The organism is Streptomyces sp. NBC_00513, from assembly GCF_041431415.1.
Classification (GTDB): Bacteria; Actinomycetota; Actinomycetes; order Streptomycetales; family Streptomycetaceae; genus Streptomyces.
Window position 1 is genome coordinate 1,599,433 of the sequence record NZ_CP107845.1, and the last position, 17,245, is coordinate 1,616,677.

Sequence of the window (17,245 nt, forward strand, 5' to 3'; positions counted from 1 at the left end):
ACGCCCACGAGATCCGGCTTTCACCGTCGGTGAGGAGAGGAACCGGCACAGATCATCCGGTACCCGCCCCTGCTTTCCAGAGTGGCCTCACCACGTGCGGTACGTATGCCTGAGAGATTCCGGGGAGGATTTGCTCCTTCGGCGCCTCCGTCACGTTCACTCGGAGGACTCTCCCGCACAGGGTCGACAGCCGTGACCCAGCCTACCAGCGAGGTTCCGAACCCTCCCTCGAGTGGCCCCCTCCCCGAATATGCACTTCTGTAGTGAATACGGAGGAGTTGCGACCATGTGGAGGGACCGTGCAGACCGACATCGATCCGCGCAGCCTGATCGGCCGCAAGGCATTCGACCGCAACGGGGCCAAGATCGGCACCGTGGACGAGGTCTACCTCGATGACGCCACGGGCGTACCGGAATGGGCCGCGGTCCGGACGGGCCTGTTCAGCCGCGACGCGTTCGTCCCCCTGGAGCCCAGCGAGGTGGTCGGGGAAACCCTGCGGGTCCCCTTCGAACGATCCCTGATCAGGGACGCGCCCGACTTCGGCGTCGGCCGCCACCTCTCTCCCGAGCAGGAGCTGCAGCTCTACCACCACTACGGACTGGACGTGACCCTGCCGACGGAGTTCCACCACCCGCCACCCCCGCCGAAGAACACCCCCCGCGACTTCGGCCGGCTCGCGGGCGAGGGCTAGGCGGCGCCGGCGCCGCGCGGCCGCTCACCTCCCCCTCCGTCTTCCCCCACCAGCGGCAACGGATCGGACGGCTCCAGTTCCGGATCGTCCACCTTGAAGGTGCGCACACGCCCGGGCGCCGATCCCGGCCGCTCGAACCGTACGGTCACCCGCCCGACCCCGCTGCCCTGCACCCACCCCGGCCCGTACACCGCGTGCCGCACGTCGCTCCCGGCCGGCCAGAACCGCCCGAGGGCGATCACGGCCTCCCCCGGCGTCCCGACGGCCCCGTCGCCCTCCGCGCCCCGTACGGCCCCTTCGGCCCCCGCCGGCTCGGCCGGAGCCCCGTCCGGGGTCCCGGCGCCGTCCGCCGCGTCCCCGCCCGACGACTCCGGGCCCTCCGCCACCGGATCCCCGGCGGGCCCGACCGCCTCCGCGCCCCCCTCCGCCTCGGCCTGGGCTTCGGCCTGGGCGAACAGGTCCTCCTGCGTGTAGTCCGCGAGCCCCGTCACCCCGACCCCCAGCAGCCGCACCCCGCCCGTGGTGTCCACACCCTCCAGCAGCCGTGCGGCCGCCTCCCGAACCACCCCCGGATCGTCGGTGGGCCCCCGCAGCGTCTCCGAGCGCGTCAGCGTCGAGAAGTCGTAGCGCCGCACCTTCAGCACGATCGTGCGCCCCGAGTGCCCCGAGGACCGCAGCCGCACCACACACCGGTCGGCGAGCCGCTGCACCTCGCCCCGGATCCGGACCCGGTCGTGCAGGTCCACATCGAAGGTGTCCTCAACCGAGACCGACTTCGCGTCCCGCTCCGCGACCACCGGGCGGTCGTCCAACCCCAGCGCCATCCGGTACAGCCCCAGCCCGTGCGAGCGCCCCACCATCCGGATCAACTCGTCCTCGCCGGCCTCGGCCAGCTCCCCCACGGTGGTGATCCCGGCACGCCGCAGGTGTTCCCCGGTGACCGGGCCCACCCCGGGCAGGGTCCGCACGGTCATCGGCGCGAGGTGCGCGCGCTCGGTCCCCGGCTCGATCAGCAGCAGCCCTGCCGGCTTGGCCTCCTCGGAGGCCACCTTGGCCAGCATCTTGGATCCCGCGAGCCCCACGGACCCGCTGAGCCCCGTCGCGGCCATGATGTCGGCCCTCAGCCGCTCCCCGGCCGCCCGGGCGGCGGCGGAGTCGAAGGCGACCTCGCCCGCCTCCAGGTCCACGAAGGCCTCGTCCAGGCTGAGCGGCTCCACGAGGGGCGACAGGGCCCGCAGGAGCCCCATGACGCGCTCGCTGACCGACTGGTACAGGCGGAACCGGGGGGTGAGGTAGGCGCCGTTCGGGCAGAGCCGTCTGGCCTGCGCCGTCGGCATCGCCGAGTGCACACCGAAGCGCCTGGCCTCGTAGGAGGCCGTGGCGACCACCCCGCGCGGCCCGAGCCCGCCGACGATCACGGCCTTGCCGCGCAGACTCGGCTTCGACGCCTGCTCCACGGATGCGTAGAAGGCGTCCATGTCCAGATGCAGGATGGTCGGCGCGGCTCTCACAGCCCCGATGCTGCCCTACGCCTCTGACAATCCCGCGGGAGCCCGCCGGAGCGCCTCAGACCGCCCGGTTGCGGCGCGCCGCCAGCTCGTCCGCGGGGTTCTGCCCGACCAGTGTCTCGCCGGTGTCGATCCGCTCGCCGTGGAGCTGGGACAGCGCGTTCTCCACGTCCCGCCAGACCACGCCGATCGCGATGCCGAAGACGCCCTGTCCACCCTGGAGCAGGCTGACCACCTGATCGGGTGAGGTGCATTCATAGACGGTGGCACCGTCGCTCATCAGCGTCATGCGCTCCAGGTCCGAGAACCCCCGGTCGCGCAGGTGCTGCACGGCGGTGCGGATGCTCTGCAGCGCCACCCCGGTGTCCAGGAAGCGCTTGACGATCTTGAGGACCACCACGTCCCGGAAGCTGTACAGCCGCTGCGTACCCGAGCCGTACGCGGGTCGGACGCTCGGCTCCACCAGCCCGGTCCGGGCCCAGTAGTCCAGTTGCCGATAGGTGATGCCGGCGGCGGCGCACGCCGTCGGCCCCCTGTAGCCGATCTGCTCGGGCGCCTGTTCCTCGCTCACCGGCCCGACCGGCGTCGGAACCGACTCCGGCTGACGGCGCGCGGAACCTGCCGCACCGCCGTGCAGCGGGTACGGCCCGCCGTCACTCCGTGCGGGGATGCCCCCGGTCGTACCGTCGCCCGTGATCCTCACGCCGACCCTCCGTCCTTGACCTGCCTCCTCGAAGGTAGGCAGTCACCAGGGGTGCGTCAACGATCGCCACACTCGGCACGCCGAGTGATAATCACCCTGAGAGTGGTTTCCCGTGTCCCTTTACGGGGAAAGGCTACTCGAATGGGCTGAAACTTCACGGAGGGTGACACGGCGCGCGCCGCCTCACTGCGGCCCGGTGCCGAAGTCCTCGGGCGAGATCTGGTCGAGGAACTCGCGGAACTTCTCCACCTCGTCCTCCTGCTCATCGGGGATGGCGATGCCCGCGTCGTCGAGCACGCCGTCACTGCCGTAGATCGGCGTCCCCGTCCGCAGGGCCAGCGCTATGGCATCGGAGGGCCGCGCGCTCACCTCGACCCCGCTGGCGAAGACAAGCTCCGCATAGAAGACGCCCTCCCGCAGATCCGTGATCCGAACCTCGGTGAGCTCCTCACCGACCGCTTCCAGCACGTCCTTGAACAGGTCGTGCGTCAGCGGACGGGCAGGGGCCATGCCCTGTTGCGCGAAGGCAATGGCGGTCGCCTCCCCGGGTCCGATCCAGATGGGGAGGTACCGATCGCCTCCCACTTCACGCAGGAGCACGATCGGTTGGTTGGAGGGCATTTCCACCCGGACACCCACAACGTCGAGCTCGTTCACACAGCAACCCTAGGACCTGCCCGGCAGGTTTGGGTAGTCGGGCTCCCCCTGGTCAGTTGAGCCGGACCCCGAGGGCGGTCTGTACCAGGGCCTCGTGGAGCCGTACGGACAACCCGGCGAGCTCCCTCATCGTGGCCTCCGCATGGGCCCTGGTCTGCGGGTTGCGGTGTCGGCGCAGCGGGGCCACGAGCTGTTCGACCAGACCGGCCTCCCGATCCGCGGCCGCTTTCATGGCGCGCAGATGGCGGGGCTCGAGCCCGAATCGACCGAGATCCGCGATCAACCGGGCCACGGTGACCGTCTCGGCGTCGAATCCGCCGCCCGGCGCCTCGGCGATGAGCCCGTACGATTCCCACTCGCCGAGCTGTACCTCGTCCACCTCGGCGGCGGAGATCAGCTCGGCGCGGCCCACCCGGGCCGCGGTGGAGCGCTCTCGCCCCACCTCGCCGTACACGGCGGCGGGGCTCGCGGGGTCGACGGAGTCCCCGTGCATGGTGGGCGACGGGATGCGGACCTGCTCGCCGCGGTCGAGCGCGTCGAGCTGTTCGCGAATGACCTTCAGCGGCATGTAGTGGTCCCGCTGGAGGCGCAGGATCCGGCTCAGCCGATCGACGTCGTCGGTGCTGAACTTGCGGTATCCGGAAGGTGTGCGCCGGGGCTCGACGAGCCCCTCCGCCTCCAGGAAGCGGATCTTCGAGATCGTGACGTCGGGAAACTCGTCACGCAGCATGGTGAGCACCGTGCCGATGCTCACCAGCCGCCCGGCCGAGGCGGCGGTGCCGTTTCCGGCACCGCCTGTCGGGGTGCGCAGCATGGGACCTTCCCTTGACGGGTCAGATGCCCCGCAGGCTCGCGTAGAAGACCAGCCGGTACTTGCCGATCTGCACCTCGTCGCCGTTGTGCAGGGCGACGGAGTCGATCGGCTCTCGGTTCACGTACGTGCCGTTCAGGCTGCCCACGTCCGAGACGGTGAAGCCACCGTCCTGGCCCCGGCGGAAGTCGACATGCCGCCGGGAGACGGTGACGTCGTCCAGGAAGATGTCGCTCTGCGGGTGCCGGCCGGCCGTGGTCAGTTCGCCGTCCAAGAGGAACCGGCTGCCGGAGTTGGGGCCGCGCCGCACGATCAGCAGAGCGGAACCGGGGGGCAGCGCTTCCACCGCGGCCTGGGCCTCGGGAGAGAGCGAGGACGACACGTGCTGTTGCCCCGACACCTCGGCCTCGTAGGCCTCAAGGCCCGAGATCGAGATCGTGGACGTGGTCTCCGAAGCACGCTCCGGCGTCAGACCCGGCCGCAGCGGCGCGCCGCAGCTGGAGCAGAACCGGCTGGCCGCATCGCTGCGGTGCCCGCACCTGCTGCAGATCTGCTCGGCCGACATGGACGGCTCCTCGCGCCGCGGCTGCCCCGCGGAGGCATTGGTGGCATACGGGTCGGGGGCAAACCCTCCACCCGCACTTGAGGTTGATGGTTCACCGAAACCTATGCGTCCGGTACCGGCAGGGTCAACAGCCGACGCGCCCTGCGCGCCCGAAACATCACCCGAGCCGGCGACCTCGTCGCGGAAGAGCGGCCGGTCGCCCTGCCCTTCCCCGTCTCCGTGCCCCGCGCGATGCCTCGCGGCACCGCCTTCCTCGCGGTTCTTCTTGCCGAACAACTTCTCAAACAACTTCACGGGCGATTCCCCTTGACCGAAACAGACCCGCCCGTGGGGCAGGACGAACTCCGAATGCACACACCTGCCGATCCGGACATTCTCACAACGTCCGTAACCACCAGACAGTTTCCACCACGCACCGCGACTTCGGTGCCTCGACCCCCCGCAGGCATCCACCCGCGTGAGCCGCTCCACGTTACGCCCCGTGTCACGGTGATGACGACCGAGCGTAGTCAGGCTGCTTCGCAGCCCGCAAGGCGTCCACAACGATCTTCGCCGACCGTGTGACGGCGACCGTGGCTTGTTCCTTCTCCAACGTCTGTACAACGCCGCCGGGGATGTTCAGCGCGGGCTCAAGGTCCTGTGGCTTGCCGATCACCTTGAACTCATAGGGTTGTGTGATCTTCTTCCCATCGATGCCGACCCCACCGCCCTCGTCCGAGAAGAACGACCCGGCCACCACCCGCACACCGTTGATCTGGATCGCCTCGGCACCGGCCGCCCGCAGCTCCTGCAGCGTGTCCAGGAGCTGGTCCGGCTGCACCTGCCCCGTGGGGTCGGTGATCCGCAGCGTGATGCCCGGCCCCTGGGCAGCCACCGTACCGGCCAGAATGCCCAGTTGGCGTTCCTTCTCCACGGTCTGCTTGCGCGCCTCCTCGGCCTGATCGGAGCTGTTCTCCAACTCCTTGCGTTGGTCCTCCAACCTCTGTTTCTCGTCCTCCAGGCGCTTGGTCCGACCGTCGAGCTCGTCGAGGATCCGTACGAGGTCCTCCTGACGGGCCCCGCGCAGCGGAGCACCCGAGTCGCTGTTCGAGCGGACCTGGATGGCCAGACCCAGGCCGAGGACGAACAGCAACAGCGCGACGATCAGTTGGGCGCGGCTCACCCTTGGCGGCCACAGACCGGCCGCCAGGCGCTGGCGACCGGTCTCCTCGGGCTCGGCTGCCTGCGCCGGCCCTTCCTTAAGAGGCTGCTCGGGGACGTTCGGTTCCTCCGGCGGGGTGTTCTCCGTAGTCATCGGCGTCACGCCCGGAACACGTGCCGGCGGATGGCCGCGGCGTTCGAGAAGATGCGGATGCCGAGCACGACGACCACACCGGTGGACAACTGCGCGCCGACGCCCAGCTTGTCTCCGAGGAAGACGATCAGCGCGGCGACCACGACGTTGGACAGGAACGACACCACGAAGACCTTGTCCACGAAGATGCCGTCCAGCATCGCCCGCAGACCGCCGAAGACCGCGTCCAGCGCCGCCACCACGGCGATCGGCAGATAAGGCTCCACCACGGCCGGCACTTCGGGTCGGACCAGAAGTCCGACCACCACTCCGACCACGAGGCCCAGTACCGCGATCACGATGCACCCTTCTTCGGCTCTGCTGCTGTAGCTGTACGTACGGTCAGGCTCGACGCGGCCTGCAGCCGGATGTCGTCCACGGGCGCCAGACCGGAGCGGATCCCGTAGCTCTCCTGCAGCACGTGCAGGTACTGACCGCCCACGGAGTCCTGGAACGCGGTCCCGAGTTTCTTCTTGTCGCCCACCGCGAGCACTTCGTACGGGGGGACCAGCGGCTTGTTGTCGACCAGTATCGCGTCACCCGCGGCCCTGATCGCCGAGAGGGCCGTGAGGCGCTGACCGTTGATCGAGATCGCCTCCGCACCGGACTGCCAGAGCCCGTTGACGATCTTCTGCATGTCCCGGTCGCGGAGCCGGCCGGTGTTCGCGAACCCGGCGCTCTCGCGCGGCCCGCCGCCGCCTCCGGAGGAGGATCCCTTGGCGTCGTCCACGGTGAGTTTGATACCCGGCCCGCGCACGTCGGTGGCGCCGGCCAGCAGCGCCACGAGTTGCCCCTGGTCCCCGCCGTGCTGCTTGAGCGCCTCGCGCTGGCTGTCCGCGACCTCGGTGCGCAACCGCTCGATGTCGCGTTCCACGCTGGTCGCGTGCTCGTCGGCCCGCTCCACCCGGTCGATGAGTTCCTGGCGCTCCTTGGCCAGCACCGGCGCCGATATCCGCGCCTCGGCCGCTCCGAGGGTGACGACCATGGCGGCGATCACCAGTCCGGCCGCGAGGCCGAGCTTGGCCTTGAGAGTGCGTGGAAGGCCCGCCGTACCGTCCGCCGCGCGCCGTGCCGAGGCTTCCGCGTAGCCCTCGTCGAGACTGTGGTCCATCACGTGCGTCAGCAGCGACATGGAAGCGTCCGGGCGCGCGGGCGGCGTGGCCGAACTCCGGTTGTTGGGCGGCTGCGACATGCCCCACATCGTCGCATGTCACCACCGTTGCCACCGAATGCGGGCGTCCGGCGGGCCGGCACGGAGGTCTTTCCCGTGCCGGCCCGCCGGACCGGTGTCTCACATGCTTCGTTCAGTGATCGCCGGCACCGTCCACGACCGCCGCCCACTCGTCCAGCAGTGCCTGTGCGGACGCGTCGTCGGGCCCCTCGGCCCAGAGGTGCGTGACGGCTTCGGCCGGGTCGGGAAGGACCAGCGCCCAACGCCCGTCGGCCTCGACCACCCGCACACCGTCGGTGGTGTCCACCTGACGGTCTCCGGCGGCCTCCACGACCCGCCGCATGACGAGCCCCTTGACCGCCCACGGCGTCGGGACGTCCCGCTTGAGCACGTGCGCCCGCGGAATGCGGGCGTCGATCTGGCTGAGGGTGAGCTGTGTGCGCGCCACCAACCCGATCAGCTGCACGAACGCCGCGGAACCGTCGAAGACGCTGCTGAACTCCGGAACGATGAATCCGCCCCGGCCGTCGCCGCCGAAGATGGTGTTCTCGGCCCGGCCCACCCGCGTCAGGTCGTCGGGCGAGGTCGTCGTCCACTCCACCTGGGTCCCGTGGTACGCCGCCACCTGCTCGGCGACCCGGGTGGTGGTGACGGGCAGAGCCACCTTGCCGCTGCGCTTCTCCGCCGCGACCAGGTCGAGGAGGACCAGCAGGGCCCGGTCGTCCTCGATGATCCGCCCGCGCTCGTCGACGAGCGAGATCCGCTCGCCCACCGGGTCGAAGCGCACGCCGAAGGCGGCCCGCGAGGACGCCACGATCTCGCCCAGCCGCACCAGCCCGGCCCGCCGGGATTCCCTGGTCTCGGTCGGTCGGGATTCGTCGAGGCCGGGGTTCACGGTGAGCGCGTCCACACCGAGCCGACCGAGCAGGCTCGGCAGGACCAGGCCCGCACTGCCGTTCGAGGCGTCCACGACGACCTTGAGTCCGGAGTCCGCGACTCCGGTGATGTCCACGCGCCTGAGCAGCGAGCCCGTGTACGCGTCGAAGACGCTGCCCGGGAACTGCAGGTCACCGATCTCGCCGGGGAACGCGCGCCGGTACTCCTGACGTGCGTACACCCGGTCCAGCTTGCGCTGTTGCTGGAGCGAGAGGTCGGCTCCGCGCTCGTCGAGGAACATGATGTCGACCGAGTCCGGCACGCCGGGCGAGGTACGGAGCACGATGCCACCGGCGCTCCCTCGCGCGGTCTGCTGTCGGGCCACGGGCAGCGGCACGTTCTCCAGGTCGCGGACGTTGATGGCGCTGGCCTGGAGCGCCGAGATCACGGCACGCTTCAGTGCTCTCGCGCCTCGGGAGTGGTCTCGGGCCGTGGTGACGATCGCGCCCTTCTTCAGGGTCGTCGCATAGGCTCCGGCGAGCCGGACCACCAGCTCGGGGGTGATCTCGACGTTCAGGATGCCGGAGACCCCGCGCGCGCCGAACAGATGCGCCTGTCCTCGCGACTCCCAGATCACCGACGTGTTGACGAAGGCGCCGGCTTCGATCGTCTTGAAGGGGTAGACGCGTACGTTCCCCTGGACGATGGATTCCTCGCCGACGAGGCACTCGTCACCGATGACGGCCCCGTCCTCGATCCGGGCGGCCCGCATGATGTCGGTGTTCTTGCCGATCACGCAGCCGCGCAGATTGCTGTGGGGTCCGATGTACACGTTGTCGTGGATGACGGCTTTGTGGAGGAAGGCCCCGCTCTTGACGACCACGTTCGATCCGATGACCGTGTGTTCGCGGATCTCGACGCCGGCCTCGACCTTCGCGTAGTCGCCGATGTACAGCGGCCCGCGCAGTACCGCGTCCGGGCTCACCTCCGCGCCCTCGGCGATCCACACCCCGGGGGAGATCTCGAAGCCGTCCATGTCGACCTGGACCTTGCCCTCGAGTACGTCGGCCTGTGCCTTGACGTAGCTCTCGTGCGTGCCGACGTCCTCCCAGTAGCCCTCGGCCACGTAGCCGTAGATCGGCCGGCCTTCCTTCATGAGCTGAGGGAACACGTCGCCGGACCAGTCGACCGATACGTCCGGGTCGACGTAGTTGAAGACCTCGGGCTCCATGACGTAGATGCCGGTGTTGACGGTGTCCGAGAACACCTGTCCCCATGTCGGCTTCTCCAGGAAGCGTTCGACTTTTCCTTCCTCGTCCACGATGGTGATGCCGAATTCCAGGGGATTCGGCACGCGAGTGAGGCACACCGTGACGAGTGCGCCCTTCTCTTTGTGGAAGTTGATGAGATCGGTGAGGTCGAAGTCGGTGAGCGCGTCGCCGGAAATGACGAGGAAAGAGTCGTCCTTCAAGGCCTCCTCGGCATTTTTCACGCTGCCGGCGGTGCCGAGTGGCTTCTCCTCGTTGGCATACGTGAGTTCCATTCCGAGCTCTTCGCCGTCACCGAAGTAGTTCTTGACGAGGGACGCCAGGAACTGAACGGTAACCACGGTCTCGCTGAGCCCATGCCGCTTGAGCAGCCTGAGCACGTGCTCCATGATCGGCCGGTTGGCGACCGGCAGGAGCGGCTTGGGCATGCTTGAGGTCATCGGGCGAAGACGCGTACCTTCGCCACCGGCCATCACGACGGCCTTCATGTCGGAAGAGTCCTCCTTGAGAGATGACGGTCAGCCGACCTCACCCGTCTCGGACGGTGACTTCGCAACTCCTCCGCGTCAGTACCGGCGTCGAGCAAGTTCAATCGGCCGTGGCATCCGCCTTGACCAGACGGCGGACCTGCACCACGTAAAGGATTCCTGCCCACCAATAGAGGGTTGTACCCCATCCGGCGAACGCCCATCCGAAAACTGACGCCATCCAGGCCAACCAGCCGGTTCCGTCACTCAGCAGGAGCAAGGGGAACGCGTACATCAGGTTGAAGGTCGCGGCCTTGCCCAGGAAGTTGACCTGGGGCGGCGGATAGCCGTGTCGTCTCAGGATCCACACCATGACCAGCAACATCAGCTCTCGCGCGAGCAGGGCCGCGGTGAGCCAGATGGGCAGAATCTCGCGCCAGGTCAGGCCGAACAGCGTCGTGAGGATGTACAGACGGTCCGCTGCCGGGTCGAGCAGCCGGCCCAGATTGCTGATCTGATTCCAGCGACGCGCGAGTTTCCCGTCCAGGTAGTCGGTGATCCCGCTGAGCATGAGAACGGCCAGCGCCCAGCCGTCGTGCCCCGCCAGGATCAACCAGAGGAACAACGGCACGCCGGCAAGGCGCGCCATGCTCAGGATGTTGGGAATGGTGAAAATTCGGTCGGTCTGAACCCGAGTCTCCTGGACCTCCACCCGGGGGCCTCCACTGTGACTGTAGAAATATTGAAGACGATTGCCCCCTGACCCTACAGGAGACCTCGACCTGGCCCGGAACGCAGAAAAGCCCCGCACCCTGAAGGGTGCGGGGCTTTCCCACAATGATTGTTCGGCGGCGTCCTACTCTCCCACAGGGTCCCCCCTGCAGTACCATCGGCGCTGAAAGGCTTAGCTTCCGGGTTCGGAATGTAAACCGGGCGTTTCCCTAACGCTATGACCACCGAAACACTATGAAGTTAACCAACCGGATATGAACACAGTTCGTTACTTCAGAACTAACACAGTGGACGCGAGCAACTGAGGACAAGCCCTCGGCCTATTAGTACCAGTCAGCTCCACCCGTTACCGGGCTTCCACATCTGGCCTATCAACCCAGTCGTCTACTGGGAGCCTTACCCTCTCAAGGAGGTGGGAATACTCATCTTGAAGCAGGCTTCCCGCTTAGATGCTTTCAGCGGTTATCCCTCCCGAACGTAGCCAACCAGCCATGCCCTTGGCAGGACAACTGGCACACCAGAGGTTCGTCCGTCCCGGTCCTCTCGTACTAGGGACAGCCCTTCTCAATATTCCTACGCGCACAGCGGATAGGGACCGAACTGTCTCACGACGTTCTAAACCCAGCTCGCGTACCGCTTTAATGGGCGAACAGCCCAACCCTTGGGACCGACTCCAGCCCCAGGATGCGACGAGCCGACATCGAGGTGCCAAACCATCCCGTCGATATGGACTCTTGGGGAAGATCAGCCTGTTATCCCCGGGGTACCTTTTATCCGTTGAGCGACGGCGCTTCCACAAGCCACCGCCGGATCACTAGTCCCGACTTTCGTCCCTGCTCGACCCGTCGGTCTCACAGTCAAGCTCCCTTGTGCACTTACACTCAACACCTGATTGCCAACCAGGCTGAGGGAACCTTTGGGCGCCTCCGTTACCCTTTGGGAGGCAACCGCCCCAGTTAAACTACCCATCAGACACTGTCCCTGATCCGGATCACGGACCGAGGTTAGACATCCAGCACGACCAGAGTGGTATTTCAACGGCGACTCCACAACCACTGGCGTGGCTGCTTCAAAGTCTCCCACCTATCCTACACAAGCCGAACCGAACACCAATATCAAACTATAGTAAAGGTCCCGGGGTCTTTCCGTCCTGCTGCGCGAAACGAGCATCTTTACTCGTAGTGCAATTTCACCGGGCCTATGGTTGAGACAGTCGAGAAGTCGTTACGCCATTCGTGCAGGTCGGAACTTACCCGACAAGGAATTTCGCTACCTTAGGATGGTTATAGTTACCACCGCCGTTTACTGGCGCTTAAGTTCTCAGCTTCGCACGCCCGAAAGCGCACTAACCGGTCCCCTTAACGTTCCAGCACCGGGCAGGCGTCAGTCCGTATACATCGCCTTACGGCTTCGCACGGACCTGTGTTTTTAGTAAACAGTCGCTTCTCGCTGGTCTCTGCGGCCACCCCCAGCTCACGGAGTAAATCCGATCACCAGTGATGGCCCCCCTTCTCCCGAAGTTACGGGGGCATTTTGCCGAGTTCCTTAACCATAGTTCACCCGAACGCCTCGGTATTCTCTACCTGACCACCTGAGTCGGTTTAGGGTACGGGCCGCCATGAAACTCGCTAGAGGCTTTTCTCGACAGCATAGGATCATCCACTTCACCACAATCGGCTCGGCATCAGGTCTCAGCCTTAATGAGGGACGGATTTGCCTACCCCTCGGCCTACACCCTTACCCCGGGACTACCACCGCCCGGGTTGGACTACCTTCCTGCGTCACCCCATCGCTTACCTACTACCACCTTGGATCGGCGGCTCCACCACTTTCCTTTCCCCGAAGGGTCCGGAACGGCTTCACGGCCTTAGCATTAGAGGATTCGATATTGGGCGTTTCAAAGCGGGTACCGGAATATCAACCGGTTGTCCATCGACTACGCCTGTCGGCCTCGCCTTAGGTCCCGACTTACCCTGGGCAGATCAGCTTGACCCAGGAACCCTTAGTCAATCGGCGCACACGTTTCTCACATGTGTATCGCTACTCATGCCTGCATTCTCACTCGTGAACCGTCCACAACTAGCTTCCGCTGCTGCTTCACCCGGCACACGACGCTCCCCTACCCATCCCAGCCCCCGTTGGGGGTATGTGCTGGAATGACACGACTTCGGCGGTACGCTTGAGCCCCGCTACATTGTCGGCGCGGAATCACTTGACCAGTGAGCTATTACGCACTCTTTCAAGGGTGGCTGCTTCTAAGCCAACCTCCTGGTTGTCTCTGCGACTCCACATCCTTTCCCACTTAGCGTACGCTTGGGGGCCTTAGTCGATGCTCTGGGCTGTTTCCCTCTCGACCATGGAGCTTATCCCCCACAGTCTCACTGCCGTGCTCTCACTTACCGGCATTCGGAGTTTGGCTAAGGTCAGTAACCCGGTAGGGCCCATCGCCTATCCAGTGCTCTACCTCCGGCAAGAAACACACGACGCTGCACCTAAATGCATTTCGGGGAGAACCAGCTATCACGGAGTTTGATTGGCCTTTCACCCCTAACCACAGGTCATCCCCCAGGTTTTCAACCCTGGTGGGTTCGGTCCTCCACGAAGTCTTACCTCCGCTTCAACCTGCCCATGGCTAGATCACTCCGCTTCGGGTCTAGAGCGTGCAACTCAATCGCCCTATTCGGACTCGCTTTCGCTACGGCTTCCCCACACGGGTTAACCTCGCTACACACCGCTAACTCGCAGGCTCATTCTTCAAAAGGCACGCAGTCACGACGCATTGAGTAAACTCAATGCGCGACGCTCCCACGGCTTGTAGGCACACGGTTTCAGGTACTATTTCACTCCGCTCCCGCGGTACTTTTCACCATTCCCTCACGGTACTATCCGCTATCGGTCACCAGGGAATATTTAGGCTTAGCGGGTGGTCCCGCCAGATTCACACGGGATTTCTCGGGCCCCGTGCTACTTGGGAGATTCTTAAGCAAGCCGCTGATGTTTCGTCTACGGGGGTCTTACCCTCTACGCCGGACCTTTCGCATGTCCTTCGACTACATCAACGGTTTCTGACTCGCCGACCGGCCGGCAGACCGATCAAAAGAATTCCCACAACCCCGCATGCGCAACCCCTGCCGGGTATCACACGCATACGGTTTGGCCTCATCCGGTTTCGCTCGCCACTACTCCCGGAATCACGGTTGTTTTCTCTTCCTGAGGGTACTGAGATGTTTCACTTCCCCTCGTTCCCTCCACACTGCCTATGTGTTCAGCAGTGGGTGACAGCCCATGACGACTGCCGGGTTTCCCCATTCGGACACCCCCGGATCAAAGCTCAGTTGGCAGCTCCCCGGGGCCTATCGCGGCCTCTCACGTCCTTCATCGGTTCCTGGTGCCAAGGCATCCACCGTGTGCCCTTAAAAACTTGGCCACAGATGCTCGCGTCCACTGTGTAGTTCTCAAGCAACGACCAGTCACCCATCACCCTGCTCCGAAGAACAAGTTCACTGGGGCCGGCATCGCGAAGATACAACCTTTACGGCCGTACCCTCAGATACCCAACAACGTGCCAGGCACGACCCTCCATCAGTGAGTCACTTTCCACGCCGAAGCAGTACTCGTGATCCATCTGGAAGACCGTGCCAAATAATCAACGTTCCACCCATGAGCTGACCGTGCAGAACATTTGTCTGCAATCGGTACTGTGCTCCTTAGAAAGGAGGTGATCCAGCCGCACCTTCCGGTACGGCTACCTTGTTACGACTTCGTCCCAATCGCCAGTCCCACCTTCGACAGCTCCCTCCCTTACGGGTTGGGCCACCGGCTTCGGGTGTTACCGACTTTCGTGACGTGACGGGCGGTGTGTACAAGGCCCGGGAACGTATTCACCGCAGCAATGCTGATCTGCGATTACTAGCAACTCCGACTTCATGGGGTCGAGTTGCAGACCCCAATCCGAACTGAGACCGGCTTTTTGAGATTCGCTCCACCTCACGGTATCGCAGCTCATTGTACCGGCCATTGTAGCACGTGTGCAGCCCAAGACATAAGGGGCATGATGACTTGACGTCGTCCCCACCTTCCTCCGAGTTGACCCCGGCGGTCTCCTGTGAGTCCCCATCACCCCGAAGGGCATGCTGGCAACACAGGACAAGGGTTGCGCTCGTTGCGGGACTTAACCCAACATCTCACGACACGAGCTGACGACAGCCATGCACCACCTGTATACCGACCACAAGGGGGGCACTATCTCTAATGCTTTCCGGTATATGTCAAGCCTTGGTAAGGTTCTTCGCGTTGCGTCGAATTAAGCCACATGCTCCGCTGCTTGTGCGGGCCCCCGTCAATTCCTTTGAGTTTTAGCCTTGCGGCCGTACTCCCCAGGCGGGGAACTTAATGCGTTAGCTGCGGCACCGACGACGTGGAATGTCGCCAACACCTAGTTCCCAACGTTTACGGCGTGGACTACCAGGGTATCTAATCCTGTTCGCTCCCCACGCTTTCGCTCCTCAGCGTCAGTAATGGCCCAGAGATCCGCCTTCGCCACCGGTGTTCCTCCTGATATCTGCGCATTTCACCGCTACACCAGGAATTCCGATCTCCCCTACCACACTCTAGCTAGCCCGTATCGAATGCAGACCCGAAGTTAAGCCTCGGGCTTTCACATCCGACGTGACAAGCCGCCTACGAGCTCTTTACGCCCAATAATTCCGGACAACGCTTGCGCCCTACGTATTACCGCGGCTGCTGGCACGTAGTTAGCCGGCGCTTCTTCTGCAGGTACCGTCACTTTCGCTTCTTCCCTGCTGAAAGAGGTTTACAACCCGAAGGCCGTCATCCCTCACGCGGCGTCGCTGCATCAGGCTTTCGCCCATTGTGCAATATTCCCCACTGCTGCCTCCCGTAGGAGTCTGGGCCGTGTCTCAGTCCCAGTGTGGCCGGTCGCCCTCTCAGGCCGGCTACCCGTCGTCGCCTTGGTGGGCCATTACCCCACCAACAAGCTGATAGGCCGCGGGCTCATCCTTCACCGCCGGAGCTTTTAACCCCCACCCATGCAGGCAGGAGTGTTATCCGGTATTAGACCCCGTTTCCAGGGCTTGTCCCAGAGTGAAGGGCAGATTGCCCACGTGTTACTCACCCGTTCGCCACTAATCCACCCCGAAGGGCTTCATCGTTCGACTTGCATGTGTTAAGCACGCCGCCAGCGTTCGTCCTGAGCCAGGATCAAACTCTCCATGAATGTTTACCCGTAATCGGGTGCACACGCACTTAGAGCGGGCCGATCATGTCGGAATAAGACCGATCGACCACTGCGTCCTCGCTGTGTAATCGCCTGCAAGCACCACAACCCGAAAGTTGCGACCTCACAGGTCTTTTTCAAAGGAACCTCATCCACCGAAATGGACGGGGTATCAACTTTTGGCGTTGATTTTTGGCACGCTGTTGAGTTCTCAAGGAACGGACGCTTCCTTTGTACTCACCCTCAGTAACAATTACTGGGACTTTCCTCCGGGCGCTTCCTTCGTTTCCGACTCTATCAGACTCTTTCGTGTCCGATTCCCGGTCGAAGCGGGTTTCGCTTTCGCCTTCCAGGGGGCCGCTTTCGCGTTTTCCCTTTTCGGCGATTCCGACTCTACCAGTGGATTTTCGCTACTCCGACCACTTGCCGTTCTGCCAAAAGGCACACGGAAAGGCAGAGAGTGAAGATCAATACTGGAGAGGGGGTTCCCGTCCATCAGCAGTTCGCGAGATGTTCACGCGGTGCGTCCCGGCGGGAGTCACGACAGTACAGGTCGACCAGTGCCCAGGCAAATCGATTCAGGCGTATGGTCTAGTCCACTACGTTGGTGTCGCGGCCGCACGTCGCAGCCCCTTTCCAGGGGTGCGCTTCGTGCGGAACCGGGACATCTCATGACATACCCTTCTCAAAGTATGCCGTCCAGGACAGGTTGTGACGGCGACACGAAGAAGCCCCACCCCCTGGGAGGCCCTCCATGACCAGCGTGACGTCCCCACTTGCCGGGCGCGCCATCGGACTCGCGGCAGTGCCCGATCCGGTGTTCTCCGGCGCGATGGTGGGACCGGGCACCGCTATTGACCCCGTGCGCGAGCCCTCGGAGGCGGTGTCCCCCGTCGACGGTGTGGTCGTCTCCCTGCATCCGCACGCGTACGTGGTCGTCGACGGCGAAGGCCACGGGGTGCTGGTGCACCTCGGCATCGACACCGTTCAGCTCAACGGCGAGGGCTTCGAGCTGCTCGTGAACAAGGGCGACACCGTGACGCGCGGCCAGGCCGTCATCCGTTGGAACCCCGCCGCGGTCGAGGCCGCCGGCAAGTCCCCGGTCTGCCCCGTCGTGGCGCTCGAGGCGACTGCCGACTCGCTGTCCGACGTCGTCGACGACGGTGACGTCAAGGCCTCGGACGTTCTCTTCAGCTGGCAGTGACGTGTCCGCCTCCACAGGTGGG

Annotated in this window: 12 protein-coding genes, 3 rRNA genes and 1 riboswitch; of the genes, 2 read left to right on the plus strand and 13 right to left on the minus strand. The window is 64.8% G+C overall.

What is annotated here, in order from left to right; all coding sequences use genetic code 11:
• Positions 1-87: 87 nt before the first annotated feature.
• Positions 88-186: riboswitch (glycine riboswitch) on the minus strand.
• 113 nt (positions 187-299) lie between these two features.
• Positions 300-692, plus strand: coding sequence for a PRC-barrel domain-containing protein (locus OHA84_RS07575; RefSeq protein ID WP_266951582.1), 393 nt, complete (start codon positions 300-302; stop codon positions 690-692).
• On the opposite strand, the gene OHA84_RS07580 is transcribed toward OHA84_RS07575, so the two are convergent.
• The 13 genes from OHA84_RS07580 to OHA84_RS07640 form a co-directional block, all read right to left on the minus strand.
• Positions 689-2,203 (minus strand): DNA polymerase IV, encoded by a 1,515-nt coding sequence (locus tag OHA84_RS07580; protein ID WP_266972487.1) that lies wholly within the window; start codon positions 2,201-2,203, stop codon positions 689-691. The two genes, OHA84_RS07575 and OHA84_RS07580, sit on opposite strands and share 4 nt — an antisense overlap.
• A 55-nt stretch (positions 2,204-2,258) precedes the next feature.
• Complete coding sequence (locus tag OHA84_RS07585) at positions 2,259-2,903, minus strand: MerR family transcriptional regulator (RefSeq protein ID WP_053683758.1); 645 nt, start codon at positions 2,901-2,903, stop codon at positions 2,259-2,261.
• A gap of 183 nt (positions 2,904-3,086) precedes the next feature.
• Entirely contained in the window at positions 3,087-3,560 is a 474-nt protein-coding gene (locus OHA84_RS07590) for a bifunctional nuclease family protein (RefSeq protein WP_007262890.1), read from the minus strand.
• Between the two features lie 52 nt (positions 3,561-3,612).
• The gene (locus OHA84_RS07595) at positions 3,613-4,374 is read right to left on the minus strand and encodes a MerR family transcriptional regulator (protein WP_053683757.1); all 762 of its coding nucleotides are present in this window, start codon (positions 4,372-4,374) and stop codon (positions 3,613-3,615) included.
• A 19-nt stretch (positions 4,375-4,393) separates the two neighbouring features.
• Positions 4,394-5,338, minus strand: a complete 945-nt coding sequence (locus OHA84_RS07600) for an FHA domain-containing protein (protein WP_199826680.1) — start codon at positions 5,336-5,338, stop codon at positions 4,394-4,396.
• An 82-nt stretch (positions 5,339-5,420) separates the two neighbouring features.
• Positions 5,421-6,230, minus strand: a complete 810-nt coding sequence (locus OHA84_RS07605; RefSeq protein ID WP_266951575.1) for a DUF881 domain-containing protein — start codon at positions 6,228-6,230, stop codon at positions 5,421-5,423.
• A gap of 5 nt (positions 6,231-6,235) precedes the next feature.
• On the minus strand, positions 6,236-6,568 hold the full coding sequence (locus OHA84_RS07610) for a small basic family protein (RefSeq protein WP_003970459.1): 333 nt from the start codon (positions 6,566-6,568) through the stop codon (positions 6,236-6,238).
• A complete protein-coding gene (locus OHA84_RS07615) occupies positions 6,565-7,470 on the minus strand; it encodes a DUF881 domain-containing protein (RefSeq protein WP_266951573.1) in 906 nt (301 codons plus the stop codon). The genes OHA84_RS07610 and OHA84_RS07615 overlap by 4 nt, the downstream gene beginning before the upstream one ends.
• Positions 7,471-7,573: 103 nt before the next feature.
• Positions 7,574-10,072 carry a mannose-1-phosphate guanyltransferase gene (locus tag OHA84_RS07620; protein WP_053683749.1) on the minus strand — a complete coding sequence of 833 codons (2,499 nt, stop codon included), beginning with the start codon at positions 10,070-10,072 and terminating at the stop codon, positions 7,574-7,576.
• Between the two features lie 100 nt (positions 10,073-10,172).
• Complete coding sequence (locus tag OHA84_RS07625; protein ID WP_053683747.1) at positions 10,173-10,763, minus strand: CDP-alcohol phosphatidyltransferase family protein; 591 nt, start codon at positions 10,761-10,763, stop codon at positions 10,173-10,175.
• A 131-nt stretch (positions 10,764-10,894) separates the two neighbouring features.
• Positions 10,895-11,012: ribosomal RNA gene (rrf, locus tag OHA84_RS07630) — 5S ribosomal RNA — on the minus strand.
• A gap of 74 nt (positions 11,013-11,086) precedes the next feature.
• Positions 11,087-14,210, minus strand: a 23S ribosomal RNA gene (locus OHA84_RS07635).
• Positions 14,211-14,494: 284 nt separating this feature from the next.
• A 16S ribosomal RNA gene (locus OHA84_RS07640) occupies positions 14,495-16,019 on the minus strand.
• The 16S, 23S and 5S rRNA genes sit together here, the layout of an rRNA operon.
• Before the next feature lie 754 nt (positions 16,020-16,773).
• Here OHA84_RS07640 and OHA84_RS07645 point away from each other — a divergent pair.
• Complete coding sequence (locus OHA84_RS07645; RefSeq protein WP_266951567.1) at positions 16,774-17,223, plus strand: PTS glucose transporter subunit IIA; 450 nt, start codon at positions 16,774-16,776, stop codon at positions 17,221-17,223.
• Positions 17,224-17,245: the final 22 nt, after the last annotated feature.